The sequence below is a fragment of the Pantoea sp. FN0302 genome (assembly GCF_050113775.1).
In the GTDB taxonomy this organism is placed as follows: domain Bacteria; phylum Pseudomonadota; class Gammaproteobacteria; order Enterobacterales; family Enterobacteriaceae; genus Mixta; species Mixta alhagi.
Genome location: NZ_JBNJSM010000001.1, coordinates 1758485 through 1778775 on the forward strand (window position 1 = coordinate 1758485; position 20291 = coordinate 1778775).

Sequence of the window (20291 nt, forward strand, 5' to 3'; positions counted from 1 at the left end):
TTTTAAACAACTCTTACAGCTTCCTTACCTCACCTACCTAGTAAAAAAAACGTCTCGCGAGGGAACCAGAAGTATGGAGAAGGGTACCGTTAAATGGTTCAACAATGCCAAAGGATTCGGCTTTATCTGCCCGATCGGCGGCGGCGATGATATCTTTGCCCACTATTCCTCAATTCAGATGGAGGGATACAGGACGCTCAAAGCCGGGCAACAGGTGCAGTTTGACGTTCATCAAGGACCGAAAGGCAATCATGCCAGCCTTATTGTTCCGGTGGAGGCGGTCGAAGGTATCCACGCCTGAACCCGTGTTAACACATTCTGTACAACCCGACTAAAAAATGCCAGCGACAGATGCTGGCATTTTTATTAAACATTTTGGACACCTTATACAGGTGGGGCTGACAACGCATTTTTCAACCCTGCTTACCATGCTAAACGCTCATAAAGAGGAAATGCGGCGCAGATGTAGCCCGAAGCGCACAGCCAAGAATAATGGCTGCAAAATTTCCCACTAAACCATTTGTGCCTCGCGGCATTAACCCGCTGTAGCGCATAATTTTTTAGTTTGTCTGTTAAAAAGCGTGAAAAGGCCTGCCGTTGCGTCAGGCCTTAGCGGGTGACAGTGTGGCCTTACTCGCCGCGCAGCGCCCGCGGGAACAGCAGGTTGTTCTCCAGATGGATATGCTGCATCAGGTCCTTAATAAACTGGTCTGTGCCGCTATACAGGGCGCGCCAGGTGGTGCAGGCACCCTCGGGCGGAGTGAGGTTATTGGTCAGAGATTTAATGATTTCCAGCTGTTCGCCCGCTTCATTATGTTCAAACTCCATCACGGCGATGGGGTTGCCGGCATGCGCGCCCATTCCCTGCTCAATCATGGGAAACAGCACGCGTTCTTCTTTCATCATATGCTCGCTGAGATGCTGCCAGACCGCCTGCAGGGTGCTGGCCAGTCCACGCGGACAGTCTGGTTTTGCGCCATGCACGCGCTCAACCTTTTCCGCCATCATAATCAGATCGGGCAGCTGCTGACGATGCACGTTGTGGTAACGGTCAATAATATGTTTAATCACGTCGGCAAGCGGCGCGTTACGCCAGTTTTCTTCGCTGCTTTCCTGCTGCATCAATTGCTGTAATTCTGTTTCAAGCTGTTCAATATCCAGGTGACGTTTGGCAGCCATCTCCTCCAGCGTATGTTTGCCGCCACAGCAGAAATCGAGATGATATTTATGGAACAGCGCGGTTGAGCCTGGGATAGCAATAACCAGTTCGCCCAGAGAAGTAGTACGTAACGACATAGCTTTTACCTTTTGCTGAAATTATAAGATGCATTTTAAATGCAACTTTAAATCCAGGCCACTCCATTTTGCTTTTACGTTATAAAACAGCTCTTATGGGAAAAAACATGGCTTAACGTTACCCGTGATGTGTGCTCGTCAGAACGGCAGCGAACAAATTTCCCGTCGGCCTTTACCCTATTGCCTTTTTTGGTTAGCGTGAGGTACTTCAAATTTGTTTATGGATTTTAAAAGGATATGTATTCAGGACTGCTGATTATTCTTTTGCCGCTGGTTATTGGCTATTTGTTACCGCTTAAATCCCCCGCCCTGCAACGCCTGGTTAACCACCTGCTGAGTTGGATGGTCTACGTTATTCTGTTTTTTATGGGCATCAGCCTGGCGTTTTTAGATAATCTGGCTGCAAACCTGCTGGCTATTTTACGTATCGCCAGCGTCAGCGTGATGGCTATTTTGGCCTGTAATCTAATCGCGCTGCGCCTGTTAGAAAAGCGTCGTCCCTGGCAGCATCATCATCAGCAGCAGCAGGCGCTGCCGTCGCGCCTTCACATGGCGCTGGAATCGCTGAAACTACTGGGCGTTGTGATGTTGGGCTTCCTGCTGGGCCTGTCGGGCTGGGCATTTTTACATCATGCCGCTCAGGCGAGTGAATATGCCCTGTTGCTGTTGCTGTTTCTGGTTGGTCTGCAGCTGCGCGGCAGCGGCATGACGCTACGGCAAATTGTGCTGAACCGGCGCGGGATGATGGTCGCGGTAGTGGTCTGCGTAAGCGCGTTTGCTGGCGGTATACTGGCAGCGCTGTTGCTCGGCCTGCCCTTAACAACCGGCCTGGCGCTGGCCAGCGGCTACGGTTGGTATTCGCTCTCTGGCATTTTAATGACGGAAAACTTCGGACCGGTTATCGGCAGCGCGGCGTTTTTTAACGATCTGCTGCGCGAACTGGTGGCAATAATGCTGATCCCGCTGCTGATCCGTCAACATCGTTCCAGCGCGCTGGGGCTGTGCGGTGCAACCTCTATGGACTTCACCCTTCCCGTTTTGCAGCGTGCCGGCGGCGTTGAAATTGTGCCCGCGGCAATTGTACACGGCTTCATTCTTAGCCTGGCTGCGCCAGTGCTGATCGCCCTCTTTTCTGCATAGCAAAATGGCGGCATAAAACCAGGCCGCCTCCCCTTTTCTTTTTGCTTTAGATCAATCGTGCTTCAATTATTTCAGCCTGCACTTGCCTGCCAGCGCCCCTTCTCTTTAAAGTTGTATTTAAAATACATCTTATAAAGGGATACCAGAATGTTTTGTGTGCAATGTGAGCAAACGATTCGCACTCCGGCGGGCAACGGCTGCGCCTGGGCGCAGGGGATGTGTGGTAAAACTGCGCAAACGTCCGATTTACAGGATTTGCTGATCGCCGTGTTACAAAGCCTTTCCGCATGGGCTTTGCACGCACGTACCGACAGCATTATCGATCATGAAATCGACAGTTTTGCGCCGCGCGCTTTTTTCTCCACCCTGACCAACGTTAACTTTGACTCCGGTCGCATTATTGATTACGCCATTCAGGCGCAACGCTATCGCGATGATTTAAAAGCCCGCTGTGCCGTGCTGGGTCTGGGTGCACCACAGCATCCGCTAAGTGACCTGAGCCTGAACGGCAGCGATGCCGAGGTCTTACAGCAGCAGGCTCACGCGTTTGCGCTGAATGCCGGTGACGATCATGAAGATGTGGTCGGCCTGCGTCTGCTCTGCCTGTATGGCCTGAAAGGCGCTGCCGCCTATATGGAACATGCGCACGTGCATGGCCGTTACGATAACGAAATCTATCATCAGTACCATCAGATCATGGCATGGCTCGGCACGCGTCCGAACGAGATCGAGACGCTGCTGGCGGAAGCGATGCATATCGGCAAAATGAACTTCTCTATCATGGCGATGCTGGATGAAGCGCAAACCACCACCTACGGCGATCCGCAGCCGGTTAAGGTTAACGTGCGTCCCGTGGCGGGCAAGGCGATCCTGATTTCCGGCCACGATCTGAAAGATCTGCAACTGCTGCTGGAACAAACCGTCGGCACCGGTATTAATGTCTATACCCACGGCGAAATGCTGCCTGCGCACGGCTATCCCGAGCTGAATAAATATCCTCACCTGGTGGGTAACTACGGCAGCGGCTGGCAGAACCAGCAAAGCGAGTTTGCCCGTTTCCCTGGCCCGATTGTGATGACCTCTAACTGTATTATCGATCCGAATCCGGGTGATTATCAGCAGCGTATCTGGACGCGCAGTATTGTGGGCTGGCCGGGCGTAAACCATCTTGATGGCGACGATTTCACCCCGGTGATTGCGCAGGCACAAACCATGGCAGGCTTCCCGTGGAGTGAAATTCCGCATGAAATTACCGTTGGCTTTGGTCGTCGCGTGCTACTGGACGCCTGTGATTCTATTATTGAACTCGCTACCCAGAAAAAACTGCGTCACGTCTTCCTGATTGGCGGCTGTGACGGTAGTCGTGACAAACGCAGCTACTATACCGATTTGGCGACGGCAGTGCCGGACGACTGCCTGATCCTTACGCTTGCCTGTGGTAAATACCGCTTCAATAAGCTCGATTTCGGCACGCTGGAGGGGCTGCCGCGCCTGCTGGATGTGGGTCAATGTAATGACAGCTACGCCGCGATCGTGCTGGCGGTCAAGCTGGCGGAGAAACTGAACTGCGGGGTTAACGATCTGCCGCTGTCGCTGATCCTCTCCTGGTTCGAGCAAAAAGCGATTGTGGTGCTGCTGACATTGCTGGCGCTCGGCGTGAAAAATATCCGCACCGGCCCGACCGCACCGGCGTTTCTCACCGATAACCTGATTGCCATTCTGGAAAAAGAGTTTGGTATGACGCCAGTTACCACCGTTGAAAACGATCTTGCCGCAATTCTGTCGCCACAGGAGTAAACCATGAACACCACCACACTTTGCCCCTGGCGCATGCAGGTTCACCATATTACCCAGGAAACGCCGGATGTCTGGACGCTGGCGCTGATCGATCACGATTTTTACCGCTGGCAGGCAGGCCAGTTTGCGCTGGTACGCATCGGCAACAGCGATGAAGTCCGCGCTTATACGCTGTCTTCGACCCCAGGCCAGAGCCAGTTTATTACCCTGACGATTCGCTATATCGAGCAGGGTAAAGGTTCCGGCTGGCTTACCCGTCAGGTGAAGCCAGGCGACTATGTCTGGTTATCCGATCCGCAGGGCAGCTTCAGCTGCGAACAGCATCCTGCTTCGCACTATCTGCTGCTGGCAGCGGGCTGCGGTATCACGCCAGTGATGTCAATGGCGCGCTGGCTGCACAGCCATCGCCCGGAAACCGATGTACATCTGATCTACAGCGTCCGTTCGCCGCAGGATGTAATTTTTGCCGCTGAACTGCAGGCGCTGCGCCCGTGGCTGAAGCTGACGATTATTGCTGAGCAGCAGCCGGAAGCGCAGATGCTGAAGGGTCGTCTAACCGCAGAAATCCTGGCGCAGCAGGTGCCGGATATTGCCCGGCGTACGGTCATGATGTGCGGTCCGCAGCCCTATATGGACCTGGCAGAAAACAGCGCTCGCGCGCTGGGCGCAGTCAATGTATTGCGCGAGCAGTTTACCGCCGCCGCGCCTGATAACGTCGAGGATAACGGCGTACGTTACCACCTGAGCAGCGCTTCGCATCAGCTACAGCACGCGGCGTTCCCGGCGGGCTGGTCGTTGTTGTCAGCAATGGAACAGCATAAGCTGCCGGTTGAGGCGGTTTGCCGCGCTGGCGTGTGCGGCTGCTGTAAAACGCGCGTGGTCAGCGGCCAGTATCAGACCAGCAGTACGGTTGGCCTGACGGAAGAAGAGATCGCGGCAGGCTACGTACTGGCCTGTAGCTGTCAGCCAGCGGGCAATATCGAGCTGGCCTGATACCCCGGAAATAGCTGGTTTCATCGTGGTTCCCCCGCTTTGCGTGACGTTGACTAGACTTTTTATCGTCTGACATCTCCCCATCGGGATGATGGGTCAACCACAGTAAGGAACCACTATGAAGCAAACCGTTGCGGCGCTACTGGCAAAAACGCTGGAAAGCGCCGGTGTAAAACGCATTTGGGGAGTCACCGGGGATTCCCTTAACGGGCTGAGCGACAGCCTGAATCGCATGGGCACCATTGAATGGATGCCCACACGTCATGAAGAGGTGGCCGCTTTTGCCGCTGGCGCCGAGGCGCAAATCAGCGGCGAGCTGGCGGTCTGCGCAGGCTCATGCGGGCCCGGCAACCTGCATTTGATTAACGGCCTGTTTGACTGTCATCGCAATCATGTGCCGGTACTGGCAATCGCCGCTCATATTCCTTCAAGCGAAATCGGCAGCGGTTATTTTCAGGAAACCCACCCTCAGGAACTTTTCCGGGAATGCAGCCATTACTGCGAGCTGATCTCCAATCCGGAACAGCTGCCGCAGGTATTGGGCATCGCCATGCGTAAGGCCATTCTTAATCGCGGCGTTTCAGTGATTGTACTGCCCGGCGATATCGCGCTGAAGCCCGCGCCGGAACAGGCGTCATCCGCCTGGTATTCACCTCAGCAGCCAGTTATCCAGCCTGCAGAGCGCGAACTGGATAAGCTGGCTGCCCTGCTAAACAGTGCAAAAAATATCACGCTGATGTGCGGCAGCGGTTGCGCAGGCGCGCATCAACAGATCGTTGAATTGGCCGCTACGCTAAAAGCGCCGGTGGTTCATGCCCTGCGCGGCAAAGAGTATATTGAGTATGACAACCCTTACAGCGTCGGCATGACCGGGCTGATCGGCTTCTCATCGGGCTATCACGCCATGATGAATGCCGACACGCTGTTGCTGCTGGGTACACAATTCCCCTATCGCGCCTTCTATCCTGAAAAAGCGCAGATTATTCAACTGGATATTAATCCCGGCAGCATCGGCGCGCACTCCCATGTGGATATGGCGTTGGTTGGCGACGTGAAAGCGACGCTGTCAGCCCTGCTGCCGCGTTTGCAAAACAAACAGGATTGCGCCTTTCTTGATAACGCGCTGGAGCATTACGCCAACGCCCGTAAAGATCTGGACGATCTGGCGAAGCCCAATGATAAACAGGCCATCCATCCGCAATATCTGGCGCAACGACTCAGCCATTTTGCACGCGAGGATGCGATTTTTACCTGCGATGTGGGCACGCCGACGGTATGGGCGGCACGCTATCTGGCAATGAATGGCAAACGCCGCCTGCTGGGCTCGTTTAATCATGGCTCAATGGCTAACGCCATGCCGCAGGCGCTGGGCGCTCAGGCGCTGGACAGGAAGCGCCAGGTGGTAGCGATGTGCGGCGATGGCGGTTTCAGTATGTTAATGGGCGACTTTATTTCCGTCGCGCAGCTTAAACTGCCGGTTAAGCTGGTGGTATTTAATAACAGCGTGCTGGGCTTCGTGGCAATGGAGATGAAGGCTGGCGGCTACCTGACCGACGGCACCGATTTGCACAATCCCGATTTTGCCGCCATTGCCAACGCCTGTGGAGTAAAAGGCATTCGGGTGGAAAAAGCCTCGGAGCTGGACAGCGCGATTGAAGAAGCCTTTGCCCATGATGGTCCGGTGCTGCTTGATGTCATTACTGCCAAAGAGGAGCTGGCGATGCCGCCGCAGATCAAAATGGAGCAGGCAAAAGGCTTTAGCCTCTATATGCTGCGCGCCATTATTAACGGGCGTGGCGACGAAGTCGTCGAGCTGGCAAAAACCAACTGGCTACGGTAAAACATTAATGACTTTTTACGGGCACACAGGTGCCCGTTTTTTTAAGGAGCCTCTTAGTGATAGATCTACGTAGCGATACCGTTACCCGCCCATCGCCAGCGATGCTGTCGGCCATGGTCTCTGCCCGTACCGGCGACGACGTTTACGGTGACGACCCCACCGTAAACGCGCTGGAGGCAGAAGCCGCACAGCTGAGCGGCAAACAGGCCGCACTGTTTTTGCCTACCGGCACGCAGGCCAATCTGGTCGCCCTGCTTACTCATTGCCAGCGCGGCGACGAATATATTGTTGGTCAGCAGGCGCATAACTATAAATATGAAGCAGGCGGCGCGGCGGTACTGGGCAGCATTCAGCCTCAGCCGCTGGAGGCCGCGGAAGATGGCTCGCTACCGCTGGAGAAGGTTGCGGCAGCTATTAAGCCTGACGACATTCACTTTGCCCGCACGCGCCTGTTAAGCCTGGAAAATACCTTTGGCGGCAAAGTGTTGCCCGTGGGTTATCTGGCCGAGGCATGGCGCTTTACACGCGAGCATCAGCTGGCGCTGCACATTGATGGCGCCCGCATCTTCAATGCCGCCGTGGCGCTTGATCTGCCGCTGGAATCCCTTGCCCGCTATTGCGACACGCTAACGATCTGCCTGTCGAAAGGATTAGGCGCACCGGTGGGTTCGCTGCTGTGCGGCGATGCGCAATATATTCAACAGGCGCGGCGCTGGCGTAAAATGACCGGCGGCGGAATGCGCCAGGCGGGCATTTTGGCTGCGACCGGACTCTATGCGCTGGAAAATAATGTGATGCGCCTTAAAGAGGATCACGATAACGCCCGTTGGCTGGCGGAGCAGCTGGGCGAACTGGATATTAACGTCAGCCAGCATACCAATATGGTTTTCGCACAGCTGCCGCCAGAGCAGGTTGCGCCGTTAAAGGCCTGGATGCAGGCGCGCAATATTCTGCTGTCGGCGGGGCCGGTTACGCGACTGGTTACCCACCTGGATGTGGATCGCGCCGCCCTGCAACAGGTAGTAAAACAGTGGAAAGCCTTTCTCGTCGCCCGGTAAGCGCCAGTCACCCACGATCGCCTCAGCGCCCATATTTCTCTACCAGCGCCTGGGCGATCGCCCACGTTTCTGCATCAGCCCGCCCGGAATAGCTGGCGGGTCGGAAATGCATCTGAAATGCCGCGATCAGCTTTTGCTGCTGCGCCGGCGTCACCGCCGCGTTAACCTCATAGCCATAGCGCGCCAGCAAACCAAGCAACCTATCCTGCGCCACCGGCTGCAAGCGTTCGTGCCCCTGTAAGAGCGCTTCTACCCGCTGCGGATCCGGCCAGGCACCAATACCCTGCGCGGCCAGTTGCGCCCAGGGAAATCGTGGTCCCGGATCCTGTTTGCGCTGCGGCGCAATATCGCTGTGTCCCACAATGTTTTGCGGCTGAATATGATAACGACTGATTAAATCGCGCAGCAGCGGCAGCAGCGCGGCAATTTGCGCGGGGGCAAAGGGATAAAACTGCCGCCCCTGCGCCGTCAGGCGGTAACCGGGATTGACCAGTTCAATGCCTACAGAGGTATCGTTAAGACGCGTGGCGCCGCGCCAGTAGCTTGGCCCTGCGTGCCACGCCAGTTCATGTTCCGGCACCAGCTGCCAGATAAGCGGTGTACCACGATGCAGCGGCGGCTGAGCCGGGATCAGATAATGCACGCTCACCTCTTTATCAGTAAGCGTCGTCAGCGAAGAAGAGAAATCCTCCGCCGTATAATGAATCACAATCGCCTTCACACGGGGCCGGGCACCCTGTGCCGCCAGCCGGGTATCCACGCTATAGCCCTGACGCTGCTCAAGGCCCGATGTACAGCCAGCTAACAGCAGCGTCAGGAGCAGCGCTAAATACGCTTTCACCGCGTTTTAACCGCCGTACCGCTGACGCTGACCATCAGCATGCTGCTGTCTTTGCCCACGGTTTCATAATCAATATCGATACCCACCACCGCATTCGCACCCAGCGCCTTCGCCTGCGCCTCCAGTTCTGCAAAAGCAATCTCACGCGCCTTACGCAACTCTTTTTCATATGCGCCGGAACGACCGCCGACAATATCGCGGATGCCGGCAAAGAAATCGCGGAAAATATTCGCCCCAAGAATGGCCTCGCCGGTGACGACGCCGCAATACTCAGTGATCGTTTGTCCTTCCAGCGTTGGCGTAGTGGTTAATTTCATGCTCTTCTCCTTTTCTGATTCAGCGATAGTTTAGCCCGTGCAGCTAAAAAGCACGGCTATACTTTATGCTAAAACAAAGCGTTACCCGTTGACCATAAGGAAAATGAGATGAAAAACAAAGCGTTTGCCGCCCTGCTGCCGGCTGTTCTGCTGCTGAGCGCCTGTACTACCGTAGAGCCTGCCTATAAAGATATCGGTACGCGCGTAGCCGCTTGTGTGGATGGCGGACCGGATACGGTAGCGCAAAAATTCTATGATCTCCGTACCGCTCAGCCCACTCAGGGTCTGCCGGACACGCAATTGCTGGCGCGCTACCGCCCCTACCTGAGTGAAAAACTTTATCAAAGCCTGTTGAAAGCCAATGCGCAAAGCGATAAACCAGCCGAATGGCGTCAGGGCGATCTTTTTTCCAGCCTGGCACAGGGTCCTGACCACGCCGAAGTGGCCGACGCGTCGCGCATCCCTAATACCGATGCGCGCAATATTCCGCTACGCGTTGAGCTGACGCGCGAAGGCGATAAAAGCGTAAGCTGGCAGGATGAGATCTTGATGGTACGCGAAGGCACCTGCTGGACGGTGGATGATGTGCGTTACATGGCTAACTGGCAGCGTCCTGGCGGTGGTGCTTTAAGCCAGGTACTGGAACAATAAAGCTGCCTCGTCAGGCGATCATCATTAATCTTTATGCATAGCGCCGCAGGCATGCGGTGCTATGGTTATCCGACCAGGCCAGAAACTTCCTGCTTATTCACCCCTTCTGCGCGACATGCCAGGATCATGTGCTACGCTTTAGGCATTCCGCTATTCATTAATAAATTTTAACGCACAATGATTGCATAACTATGCTGTGAGCGTTAATATTTGCCGCATCAATTGCTATTCATTTTTGGCGCATGAGTATTCAACTTAACGGTATAAATTGCTTTTATGGCGCCCAGCAGGCGCTGTTCGATATCCAGCTAACGTGTCCGGAAGGCGAAACGCTGGTGCTGTTGGGTCCCAGCGGCGCCGGTAAAAGCTCGCTCCTGCGCGTACTTAATCTGCTTGAAATGCCGCGTTCCGGTACGCTCAGCATCGCTGGTCATGATTTTGATTTCAGCAAAAAGCCTGGCGATGACGCAATCCGCGAGCTGCGACAGAACGTGGGCATGGTGTTTCAGCAATATAATCTCTGGCCGCACCTGACGGTTAAACAGAACCTGATCGAAGCGCCCTGTCGCGTGCTGGGGCTGTCGAAAGAGCAGGCTCACCAGCGTGCCGATAAGCTGCTGGAGCGTTTGCGCCTGACGCCGCACGCCGATCGTTTTCCGCTGCAGCTTTCCGGTGGTCAGCAACAGCGCGTAGCCATTGCCCGCGCGCTGATGATGGAGCCGGCGGTGCTGCTGTTTGATGAACCTACCGCCGCGCTCGACCCGGAAATCACCGCACAGATCGTCAGCATTATTCGTGAACTGGCACAAACCAAAATCACTCAGGTCATTGTTACCCATGAGGTTGAAGTTGCGCGTAAAACCGCCAGCCGCGTGGTGTATATGGAAAATGGCTATATTGTTGAACAGGGCGATGCCAGCCGATTTACACAGCCGCAAACCGAGGCGTTTGCAAATTATCTCTCGCACTGAGTAAGGCCATAAAGATGAAAAAAATCGTTCTTGCTGCTCTGTTAGCCGGTATCAGCCTGAGTGCCTCTGCCGCCGAAACCATTCGCTTTGCTACTGAAGCCTCTTACCCTCCGTTTGAGTTTGTCGATAGCAACAACAAAATTATGGGCTTTGATGTCGATCTGGCTAACGCGCTGTGCAAAGAGATGAATGCCACCTGTACCTTCACCAATCAGGCGTTTGATAGCCTGATCCCCAGCCTGAAATTCCGCCGTTTCGATGCGGTAATGGCCGGAATGGATATTACCCCTGAACGTGAAAAACAGGTGCTGTTCAGCAAGCCTTACTATGATAACTCGGCGCTGTTTATTGCGCAGAAAGATAAGGTTACTGATGTCGCGGCGCTGAAAGGCAAGCGCGTTGGCGTTCAGAATGGCACCACGCACCAGAAATACCTGATGGACAAGCACAGCGAAATTACCACTGTGCCCTATGACAGCTATCAAAACGCGATTCTCGACCTGAAGAATGGTCGTATCGATGCGGTATTTGGTGACACGGCCGTGGTGAACGAGTGGCTGAAACAAAACCAGAACCTGACGGCGGTCGGTGAGAAAGTCACAGATAAAGCCTATTTCGGCACCGGTCTGGGCATTGCAGTGCGTCAGGGCAACAGCGCGCTGCAGCAAAAATTCAATGCCGCACTGGATAAAGTCAAAGCTGACGGCACCTACCAAACCATCTACAGCAAATGGTTCCAGCAGTAATTAAATGAACGAATTCTTTCCTCTTGCAAGCGCCGCCGGGATGACCGTCGGCCTTGCCGTCTGTGCGTTACTGGTGGGCCTGGTGCTGGCGATGCTGTTTGCCGGTTGGGAATCGGTGCGCTGGCGTCCGCTGGCCTGGGCTGGCACGGCGCTGGTGACGCTGATCCGTGGTCTGCCGGAAATTTTGGTGGTGCTGTTTATCTATTTCGGCGCCTCTCAACTGCTGCTGACGCTTTCCGACGGCTTTGTGATTAATCTGGGCCTGGTATCACTGCCGGTACAGATGCAGATCGATAACTTTGACGTTAGCCCTTTCCTGTGCGGCGTGATTGCGCTGTCGTTCCTCTACTCCGCCTACGCTTCGCAAACGCTGCGCGGCGCGCTTAAGGCGGTGCCGGTCGGCCAGTGGGAATCGGGTCAGGCGCTGGGGATGAAAAAATCAGCGATCTTCTTCCGCCTGATTATGCCGCAGATGTGGCGTCACGCCCTGCCTGGGCTGGGTAATCAGTGGCTGGTGCTGCTTAAAGATACTGCGCTGGTTTCGCTGATTAGCGTCAACGATCTGATGCTGCAAACCCGCAGCATCGCGACCCGCACGCAGGAGCCATTCACCTGGTATCTGGTGGCGGCGGCTATTTATCTGATTATTACCCTGCTGAGCCAGGCGGTGCTGAAGCGTATCGAATTACGCACCACACGTTTTGAACGGGGGAACAGCTGATGCTGGCCTATCTTCCAGAACTGCTGAAAGGGCTACAGACCAGCCTGACGCTGACCATCGCTTCGCTGTTGGCGGCGCTGTTCCTTTCTCTGTTGTTTACCATGGTGCTGGCGCTGAAAACGCCGGTGGTAAGCCAGCTGGTGAAGGGGTATATCACGCTGTTTACCGGTACGCCGCTGCTGGTGCAGATCTTTTTGATTTATTACGGCCCAGGCCAATTTCCTGCATTGCAGAAAATTGACTGGCTGTGGCAGCTGCTTTCTGAGCCCTGGCTCTGTGCCCTGCTGGCTCTGTCGTTAAACAGCGCAGCCTATACCACCCAGCTGTTTTACGGTGCGGTACGCGCTATTCCTGCTGGTCAGTGGCAATCCTGTGCTGCGCTCGGCATGACGCGACGCGATACCCTGCGTATTCTGCTGCCCTACGCCTTTAAGCGCGCCCTTTCCTCCTATTCCAACGAGGTCGTGTTGGTATTTAAGAGCACCTCACTGGCTTACACCATTACGCTAATGGAAGTGATGGGCCACGGGCAGCTGCTGTATGGCCGCACCTATGATGTGATGGTCTTTGCCGCCGCCGGTCTGATTTACCTCTGCGTTAACGGTTTGCTCACGTTGCTGATGCGTGTGATTGAACATCGTGCGCTGGCCTTTGAGCGGCGAAACTAACAGCCGATCATCGCGATGCTGGATAAAAAAAGGTGGGGAAACCCACCTTTTAATTATTTATCCACTTATGTTGCATAACAATGCATTAAATGGCATCTTGTTCCTCGCCGCTGGGCACAAAATCATAATGAGAGACAGGAGCATTTGCGATGAAAAAATGGTTACTGGCCGCCGCGCTGGCAGGCATAGCGCTTAACGCAAGCGCAGCGGAAAAAATCCGTTTCGCCTCTTCAGCCACCTATCCGCCGTTTGAGTCCCTGAATAGCGAAAACAAAATCGTCGGCTTCGATATCGATTTGGCGCAGGCGCTCTGCGAAAAAATGAAAGCGGAGTGTACTTTTACCAACAACCCTTTCGATAGCCTGATCCCGGCGTTGAAATTTCGTCGCTATGATGCAGTAATTTCCGGCATGGATATTACGCCAGAGCGCAGCAAGCAGGTCGCCTTTACCCAGCCCTACTATGCCAACTCGGCGGTAGTGATCGCAGAGAAAGGAAAATATGCCGATATCACGGCGCTGAAAGGGAAACGCATCGGTATGGAAAACGGTACCACGCATCAGCGTTATCTTCAGGATAAGCATCCGGAGGTAAAAACCGTGGCCTACGACAGCTATCAGAATGCCATTCTCGATTTGAAGAATGGCCGTCTCGACGGCGTATTTGGTGATACGGCAGTGGTTAATGAGTGGCTGAAAGCGAATCCACAGCTGGGTACCGTTGGCCAGGCCATCACCGATCCGGACTATTTCGGTACCGGCCTGGGTATCGCGGTGCGCCCCGACAACCAGGCGCTGCTGTCCAAACTGAACGCCGCGCTGTCAGAGGCGAAAGCAGACGGCACGCTGCAAAAAATTAACGATAAGTGGTTTGCCCGGTAAGCATAAAATATGCGGATCGGAGAGCTCTTTCCCGTGGGTTCTGCACGCTCCCGGGAGTCGGGAAAGCGTCTCCGATCTGCTACTGACGCCGCTGTAACAGCGTCAGCACTTCGTAATGCGCGGTATGGGGAAACATATCAAACAGCTGTATCCGCCGAATCTGGTAATGTTCAAGACGCGCAATATCCTGTGCCATGCTTTCGGCATTACAGCTGGAATAGAGCAGCCATGAAGGCGCCATGCGGTTCAGATAGAGACACAGCTCAGCGCCAATGCCACGACGCGGCGGATTCACCAGCACCAGCTCCGGCACATCTCCTTCTCCTGTGGCAAAGCGCGTCGAATCCAGCGCCGCGAACTGTACCTTTTCCAGCCCAATCTGCTGCGCTGAACGCTGTGCGCAGGCAATCGCCTCAGCGCTGATCTCAATGCCGGTCAGCTGCATCTCTGGCGTGGCGCAGTGCAGGCCAAAGCCACCCACACCGCAAAAGAGATCCCACATCGACGCGACCTGTAACTCGCAGACCCACTGACGTGCGGTATCATACAGCCGCGCCGCTACGCCGGGGTTGGTCTGAAAGAAGCTGCGCGGTCGAATATAGAGCGGAACATGATTAAGTTGTTCTGCCAGTAGCTGATTTTCCGTTAGCGCAATCTCCTCTTCTCCTTCGAGGATCGCCATTGGCACCGGCTGGATATTAGCAGAAATCACCGACAGCTGCGGCAGCTGTTGCTGTAACCACGGCAGCGCCGCGCGCAGCTGTTCCAGCTTGGCGGTCGAACGCAGCACAAAGCGCAGCATCAGCTTGCCATCCAGTGAACTCTCGCTGAGCAACAGAAATTTCAACTCGCCACGGCGGCGCGCCACGTTATAGGGCGTCAGGCCAGCACGCGCAATAAACGGCTTCAACAGCGCAAAAACCGGAGCAAAGCTGGCGGGATAAAGCGGACAGGCGGTTAAATCCACCGGCCCGTCAGGTTGCATAATGCCCAGCACCGGACGCTCCACACTGCCGCTCACGACCATTTTGGCTTTATTGCGAAAAGCCTGCTGTGCGGAATCGACCGGCGGCCGCCAGTCGTCAACGGAAAATGCCTGCAGCAGCGCCTGCAAATGCGTCTGTTTCATTTGCAGCTGCTGAGAATAAGGTGTTGTCAGCCACTGACAGGAACGACAGCGGTCTGCATCGTAAAGTGCGCAATGCATGATTTAGCCTGTAATGAATGGTGGTGCCAGTTGCGGGGCTGGATTGTAGCACCCAGCGCTCAGCGGCGCTGGAAAAATTGCCGACTGCTGGCGGGAAGAAACAGCAGCAGCAGCACCAGCAGATCGGGCGACTTATGCAGAATCAGGCGATGAAAGATCTCTCCATTACTGGCACCGCTAATACTGAAAATCTCTGGGTAGATCCAGCCGACAGAAGCGGCCCACAAATAGAGCAGCACAACTGCCTGGCTGAGCGCATAGAGCAGGCGACCACGGCGCGAGCCACGCATCAGCGTCAGCGCGCAGCGCAGTTCGATAAAAAACAGCATCTGGCTGGCGACAAAAATCAGCGTGGAGTCCCAGGCCTGGGCACTACGATGAATAAAATCGGCTATGCCGTCATACCCCAGTTCATTAACCAGCAACAGCACGCTAATACAGCGAGTGGCGATAATCGCCTGACCGGCAATCATGACCGGCACCGGTGCCTGCTGCGGGCGAACTGCCGCCTTACCGAATCTGAACACTTCCGACATTCACCGAACTCCTCCCATTGCGACAAGGCGACTAAAACGGCGGCAATCCGCTCCATAAAGAAAACCGGACCGGACTAACCGCCTGTGCAGCCTGTTGTTATAGTGGCAAAGGTTTCGGATTTTAGCTACGTTTCGCTTTCTGAATATCCCGCACCCGCTGTTTTTCTTCATGGGCCATAAAGCGCCAGGCGATAAAGCCCACCAGCCCGACCACAAACAAAATCAGCGACGCCAGCGCGTTGATTTCCGGGTTCACCCCGCGCCGCACGGTAGCGAAAATCGCCATCGGCAACGTTGTAGCGCCAGGTCCGGTAACGAAGCTGGCAATCACCAGGTCATCCAGCGATAGCGTAAAGGCCAGCAGCCAGCCGGTTACCAGCGCTGGCGCGATCATCGGTACGGTGATCACGAAAAATACCTTCAGCGGCGTTGCGCCAAGATCCATCGCCGCTTCCTCAATAGAGCGATCCAGCTCGCGCAGACGCGAATTAATCACCACCGCAACGTAAGCGGTACAGAAAGTGACGTGCGCCAGCCAGATGGTAAGCATGCCGCGATCGCTGGGCCAGCCGATCGCATGCCCCATCGCCACAAACAGCAGCAGCAAAGACAGGCCGGTGATCACATCCGGCATTACCAGCGGCGCGGTCAGCATAAAAGCGAAGCCGGTTGAGCCTTTGAAACGACCAAAACGCACGATCACCACCGCCGCGATAGTGCCCAGCACCACGGCCATGGTGGCGCTGAGCGCAGCAATAGTCAGGCTGAGCGTGACCGCGCTAATCATCGCGCTATCCTGAAACAGCACCTGATACCAGTGCAGCGAAAAGCTTTCCCAGACGGTAACCAGCTGCGAACTGTTAAAGGAATAGATCACCAGCAGCAGCATCGGCGCATAGAGGAAGCTGAAGCAGAGCAGCAGGATCACCAGCCGCCACGGAGAGCGAACCGCGGGCAGATTACTCATGCTTTTTCTCCCAGAGTCTTATTTTGATGCTTATGGAACCAGATAATCGGCAGGATCAGGATCAACAAAATAATGACCGCCAATGCCGACGCGACCGGCCAGTCACGGTTATTGAAAAACTCCTGCCACAGGATCCGGCCAATCATGATGCTATCCGGTCCGCCCAGCAGTTCGGGGATCACGTACTCCCCCACCGCCGGAATAAACACCAGCATCGAACCGGCAATGATGCCGTTTTTGGTCAGCGGCACAATCACGCTAAAAAAGGTTTTTAACGGGCGCGCGCCCAGATCGAGCGACGCCTCAACCAGCGAATAGTCGATGCGCGTCAAAGCGGTGTAGATCGGCAGCACCATAAATGGCAGATAGCAGTAAACGATACCGATATAGACTGCGGTATTGGTATAGAGGATCGCCAGCGGATGATCGATCACGCCCAGCCACAGCAAAAAGCGGTTAAGGATACCGTTGCTGTTCAGTAACCCCATCCAGGCATAAACGCGCACCAGGAAGGAGGTCCAGGAGGGCAGCAGCACCAGCAGCAGCAAAATATTGCGCACCGAAGGTTTACTGTGCGCCACCGCCCAGGCCAGCGGATAGCCCACCAGCAGGCAGATTAGCGTGGAGATCGCCGCCACCTTCAGCGACTGCAAATAGGCTTCGATATAGAGCGGATCGTCCGTCAGCTGCAGATAGTTCGCCAGATTAAACACCAGCGTCAGCTGATCGTCCGCCCAGGAGAGCAGCTCGGTGTAGGGCGGGATCGCGCGCGCGATCTCAGCGAAGCTGATTTTCAATACGATCAGAAACGGCAGCAGGAAAAACAGCGTCAGCCAAAGATAAGGCAGCGCGATCGCCAGTTTGCGCCCGTGAGCGGTTTTTAGCCGGGTCAGCGTACGACGCAGGTTGCCGGAATGCGCAGCGGCAGCAGGTTGTTTCATATCGGCTCTCTTATACTGTCAGCACGACGCAGCTGTTGGCGTCCCAGCTAAGGCGCACTTCATCGCCCCAGGTCGGCGCGCCTTCGCGGAAACGATGCGCGTTTTGCAGCTGCGCGCTGATCATCTGTCCGCTATGCAACCGCACATGATAAATCGACAGATCGCCCAGATAGGCGATATGCACCACTTCACCCACGGCAAAGTTGCAACCGTCCGCCGGTACCTGATCGCACAGCATGACCTTTTCCGGACGCAGCGCGATGGAAACCGGGACGTTATCCATCACAGAGACGTCCGAAGCCACTTTCAGCGGATGCACCAGTCCGGGACTGTCGATCACCAGCCCGTCCGTGCGGCGTTCGCGCAGCAGGCCTTCAAACACATTCACGGAGCCAATAAATTCTGCGCTGTAGCGACTGGTGGGATGCTCGTAGATCTCTTCCGGCTCGCCGATTTGCACAAACTTGCCGCGATTCATAATGGCGATACGGCCAGCCATGGTCATCGCTTCTTCCTGGTCGTGCGTTACCATGACGCAGGTAGCGCCGACACGCTCCAGGATATCCACTACTTCAAGCTGCATACGATCGCGCAGCTTTTTATCCAGCGCGCCCATCGGCTCATCCAGCAGCAGCAGCTTCGGTCGTTTTGCCAGGCTACGTGCCAGCGCCACGCGCTGACGCTGGCCGCCGGAAAGCTGGTGTGGTTTGCGTTTGGCGAATTCCTGCATATGCACCAGCGCCAGCATCTCCGCCACGCGCTCGGCGATATCGCTCTTCGACAGCTTGTCCTGCTTTAAACCAAAGGCGATGTTCTGCTCTACCGTCATATGCGGAAAGAGCGCATAGGACTGAAACATCATATTAATGGGGCGCTGATAAGGCGGCACGTGGGAGAGATCCTGACCGTCCAGCAGAATCTGCCCTTGAGTCGGTGCTTCAAATCCCGCCAGCATACGCAGCAGGGTGGATTTACCACAGCCTGATGCGCCAAGCAGCGCAAAAATCTCGCCTTTATAAATGGTCAAACTGACATCGTCTACGGCGTGCTGTCCATCAAATGACTTGGTCAGATTACGGATTTCCAGCAGCGGCGTCAGGGCCTTTGCCGTTTTTTGGGGATGACGGGGGATCGCGTCGTTCACTAACATCTCTCTCCGGCAATTAGCGGAAACTCGCGGCACGCAGCCGCACAAATGAGACAACAGAGGCCGATACCGCGCCTCTGTTGTCGTTAACCTGCGATGATGATTCTTGTTAGTCGAATTACTTACCGCTTTTCACTTTGGTCCATGCACGGGTACGCACACGATCAAGTTTAGGTTCCTGTACTTTCAGCACGAACAGTTTGGACATGGTTTCCGGTCCAGGGAAGATGCCTGGGTTATTGCGTATTTCTTCACTAATCAGCGGCAGCGAGGCCTTGTTACCGTTAGCGTAGAACATCTTGTCGGAAATATGCGCAATCACTTTCGGATCCATGATGTAGTTCAGCCATTGATAGGCGGCATCCAGGTTTTTCGCATCTTTTGGAATCGCCATCATATCGAAGAAGGCCAGCGCGCCCTCTTTCGGAATGCTGTAGGCGATATCGACGCCGTTCTTCGCTTCCGCCGCACGCTCTTTCGCCTGCAGAATATCTCCGGCCCAGCCGATCGCCACGCAGGTATTGCCGTTGGCCAGATCGTTAATGTACTGAGAAGAGTGGAAATAACGGATGTTGGGTCGCAGCTTTAACAGCAGATCGGTCGCCGCACCTGAATAATCTTTCGCATCGCTGCTGTTGGGATCTTTGCCGAGGTAGTTCAGCACGGTAGCGAAAATCTCTTCTGGCGCATCCAGGAAAGAAACGCCGCAGCTTTTCAGCTTCGCAAGATTTTCCGGTTTCAGCACCAGATCCCAGCTGTCCACTGGCGCATCTTTGCCCAGCGCCGCTTTCACTTTTTCGACATTGTAGCCGATACCGGTGGTTGCCCAGAGGTAAGGGATCGCATACTTATTGCCCGGATCATGCTGCTCAACTTTTTTCAGCAGCTCAGGATCAAGGTTTTTATAATTGGGCAGTTTGCTTTTATCCAGCTCCTGAAACACGCCGGACTGCAGCTGACGCGCCAGGAAGCTGGACGACGGCACCACAACATCATAGCCGGTGCTGCCCGCCATCAGTTTGCCTTCCAGCACTTCGTTGGAATCAAAAACGTCGTAAACCACTTTAATTCCGGTCTGCTTTTCAAAGCCCGGTACGGTATCCGGCGAAATATAATCCGACCAGTTATAGACATGCAGCGTTTTCTGCTCCGCCATCGTGCCGGCGGAAACCGCCATCAGCGCACCAGCTATCACACCAGACAACCATTTTTTGCTGTGGTTGTTTAACATGTTTTCCTTCCTCCAGAAACGGGGTCAATCTCAACGATGCAGAACAAAAGAAACCGGATGGCTTCCTGCGTGTAAAACAGAGAATGAATCATTATTCACCACAGGCATAACAGGAAAAGCGTATTGCTCAGTGTGGTTTAAGAGACTTCTTATGCAGCCTCGCAAGCATAGCCGCAGCGTGCCCTTCAGGCTATACCTCAGAGTAAAAAACGCCTTTTATCGATTATTTATGCATGTTTCATCTATGTGATACGCCAGACAGGGCATAAACGGCGATAAATATCTGGCATTAAAGGGCAAACTGCAGAATAAAAATGTGAATTGCGCCGCTTGCCCGGTAAG

Annotated in this window: 21 protein-coding genes; 12 read left to right on the top strand and 9 right to left on the bottom strand. The window is 54.8% G+C overall.

Annotation, left to right across the window (positions count from 1 at the left end):
• The first annotated feature begins 73 nt into the window (after nt 1-73).
• Nucleotides 74-301 (top strand): cold shock-like protein CspD, encoded by a 228-nt coding sequence (cspD, locus tag ACQE32_RS08210; RefSeq protein ID WP_085067439.1) that lies wholly within the window; start codon nt 74-76, stop codon nt 299-301.
• A gap of 329 nt (nt 302-630) precedes the next feature.
• On the opposite strand, the gene ytfE is transcribed toward cspD, so the two are convergent.
• The gene (gene ytfE / locus ACQE32_RS08215; protein ID WP_426974226.1) at nt 631-1296 is read right to left on the bottom strand and encodes an iron-sulfur cluster repair protein YtfE; all 666 of its coding nucleotides are present in this window, start codon (nt 1294-1296) and stop codon (nt 631-633) included.
• Between the two features lie 237 nt (nt 1297-1533).
• Here ytfE and ACQE32_RS08220 point away from each other — a divergent pair, with 237 nt between their 5' ends.
• The 5 genes from ACQE32_RS08220 to ltaE all read left to right on the top strand — a co-directional run bounded on the left by ACQE32_RS08220 (nt 1534) and on the right by ltaE (nt 8124).
• On the top strand, nt 1534-2436 hold the full coding sequence (locus ACQE32_RS08220) for a lysine exporter LysO family protein (RefSeq protein ID WP_426974225.1): 903 nt from the start codon (nt 1534-1536) through the stop codon (nt 2434-2436).
• Between the two features lie 147 nt (nt 2437-2583).
• On the top strand, nt 2584-4233 hold the full coding sequence (gene hcp, locus ACQE32_RS08225; RefSeq protein WP_426974224.1) for a hydroxylamine reductase: 1650 nt from the start codon (nt 2584-2586) through the stop codon (nt 4231-4233).
• A gap of 3 nt (nt 4234-4236) precedes the next feature.
• On the top strand, nt 4237-5226 hold the full coding sequence (gene hcr / locus ACQE32_RS08230) for an NADH oxidoreductase (protein ID WP_426974223.1): 990 nt from the start codon (nt 4237-4239) through the stop codon (nt 5224-5226).
• Nucleotides 5227-5344: 118 nt separating this feature from the next.
• Nucleotides 5345-7066 (top strand): ubiquinone-dependent pyruvate dehydrogenase, encoded by a 1722-nt coding sequence (poxB, locus tag ACQE32_RS08235; RefSeq protein ID WP_427021623.1) that lies wholly within the window; start codon nt 5345-5347, stop codon nt 7064-7066.
• A 56-nt stretch (nt 7067-7122) separates the two neighbouring features.
• Nucleotides 7123-8124, top strand: a complete 1002-nt coding sequence (gene ltaE, locus ACQE32_RS08240) for a low-specificity L-threonine aldolase (RefSeq protein ID WP_427021624.1) — start codon at nt 7123-7125, stop codon at nt 8122-8124.
• 22 nt (nt 8125-8146) lie between these two features.
• Here ltaE and ACQE32_RS08245 read toward each other — a convergent pair whose 3' ends face one another.
• Complete coding sequence (locus tag ACQE32_RS08245; RefSeq protein ID WP_426974220.1) at nt 8147-8965, bottom strand: N-acetylmuramoyl-L-alanine amidase; 819 nt, start codon at nt 8963-8965, stop codon at nt 8147-8149.
• Nucleotides 8962-9282 (bottom strand): heavy metal-binding domain-containing protein, encoded by a 321-nt coding sequence (locus ACQE32_RS08250; protein ID WP_085067447.1) that lies wholly within the window; start codon nt 9280-9282, stop codon nt 8962-8964. The genes ACQE32_RS08245 and ACQE32_RS08250 overlap by 4 nt, the downstream gene beginning before the upstream one ends.
• Nucleotides 9283-9390: 108 nt before the next feature.
• Here ACQE32_RS08250 and ACQE32_RS08255 point away from each other — a divergent pair, with 108 nt between their 5' ends.
• The 6 genes from ACQE32_RS08255 (at nt 9391) to ACQE32_RS08280 (ending at nt 13920) form a co-directional block, all read left to right on the top strand.
• Complete coding sequence (locus ACQE32_RS08255) at nt 9391-9933, top strand: lipoprotein (RefSeq protein ID WP_426974219.1); 543 nt, start codon at nt 9391-9393, stop codon at nt 9931-9933.
• A 242-nt stretch (nt 9934-10175) separates the two neighbouring features.
• Nucleotides 10176-10904: an arginine ABC transporter ATP-binding protein ArtP gene (artP, locus tag ACQE32_RS08260; protein WP_157130124.1), complete on the top strand. Its 729-nt coding sequence runs from the start codon at nt 10176-10178 to the stop codon at nt 10902-10904.
• A gap of 14 nt (nt 10905-10918) precedes the next feature.
• Nucleotides 10919-11650: an arginine ABC transporter substrate-binding protein gene (gene artJ / locus ACQE32_RS08265; protein ID WP_085067450.1), complete on the top strand. Its 732-nt coding sequence runs from the start codon at nt 10919-10921 to the stop codon at nt 11648-11650.
• Between the two features lie 4 nt (nt 11651-11654).
• A complete protein-coding gene (artQ, locus tag ACQE32_RS08270; protein WP_085067451.1) occupies nt 11655-12371 on the top strand; it encodes an arginine ABC transporter permease ArtQ in 717 nt (238 codons plus the stop codon).
• On the top strand, nt 12371-13039 hold the full coding sequence (gene artM, locus ACQE32_RS08275; RefSeq protein ID WP_085067452.1) for an arginine ABC transporter permease ArtM: 669 nt from the start codon (nt 12371-12373) through the stop codon (nt 13037-13039). Before artQ ends, artM begins: the two co-directional genes overlap by 1 nt.
• Nucleotides 13040-13188: 149 nt before the next feature.
• On the top strand, nt 13189-13920 hold the full coding sequence (locus ACQE32_RS08280; protein WP_426974217.1) for an arginine ABC transporter substrate-binding protein: 732 nt from the start codon (nt 13189-13191) through the stop codon (nt 13918-13920).
• 79 nt (nt 13921-13999) lie between these two features.
• Here the strand turns inward: ACQE32_RS08280 and rlmC are convergent, their stop codons facing one another.
• From rlmC to potF, 6 genes are all read right to left on the bottom strand, one after another.
• Nucleotides 14000-15127 (bottom strand): 23S rRNA (uracil(747)-C(5))-methyltransferase RlmC, encoded by a 1128-nt coding sequence (rlmC, locus tag ACQE32_RS08285; RefSeq protein ID WP_426974216.1) that lies wholly within the window; start codon nt 15125-15127, stop codon nt 14000-14002.
• Between the two features lie 59 nt (nt 15128-15186).
• Nucleotides 15187-15663: a YbjO family protein gene (locus ACQE32_RS08290; RefSeq protein WP_427021625.1), complete on the bottom strand. Its 477-nt coding sequence runs from the start codon at nt 15661-15663 to the stop codon at nt 15187-15189.
• Between the two features lie 121 nt (nt 15664-15784).
• Entirely contained in the window at nt 15785-16630 is an 846-nt protein-coding gene (gene potI / locus ACQE32_RS08295) for a putrescine ABC transporter permease PotI (RefSeq protein ID WP_085067456.1), read from the bottom strand.
• Nucleotides 16627-17571: a putrescine ABC transporter permease PotH gene (potH, locus tag ACQE32_RS08300; RefSeq protein WP_426974215.1), complete on the bottom strand. Its 945-nt coding sequence runs from the start codon at nt 17569-17571 to the stop codon at nt 16627-16629. Before potH ends, potI begins: the two co-directional genes overlap by 4 nt.
• A gap of 10 nt (nt 17572-17581) precedes the next feature.
• Entirely contained in the window at nt 17582-18715 is a 1134-nt protein-coding gene (potG, locus tag ACQE32_RS08305; protein WP_250652693.1) for a putrescine ABC transporter ATP-binding subunit PotG, read from the bottom strand.
• A gap of 121 nt (nt 18716-18836) precedes the next feature.
• On the bottom strand, nt 18837-19949 hold the full coding sequence (gene potF, locus ACQE32_RS08310; RefSeq protein WP_426974214.1) for a spermidine/putrescine ABC transporter substrate-binding protein PotF: 1113 nt from the start codon (nt 19947-19949) through the stop codon (nt 18837-18839).
• Nucleotides 19950-20291 lie beyond the last annotated feature (342 nt).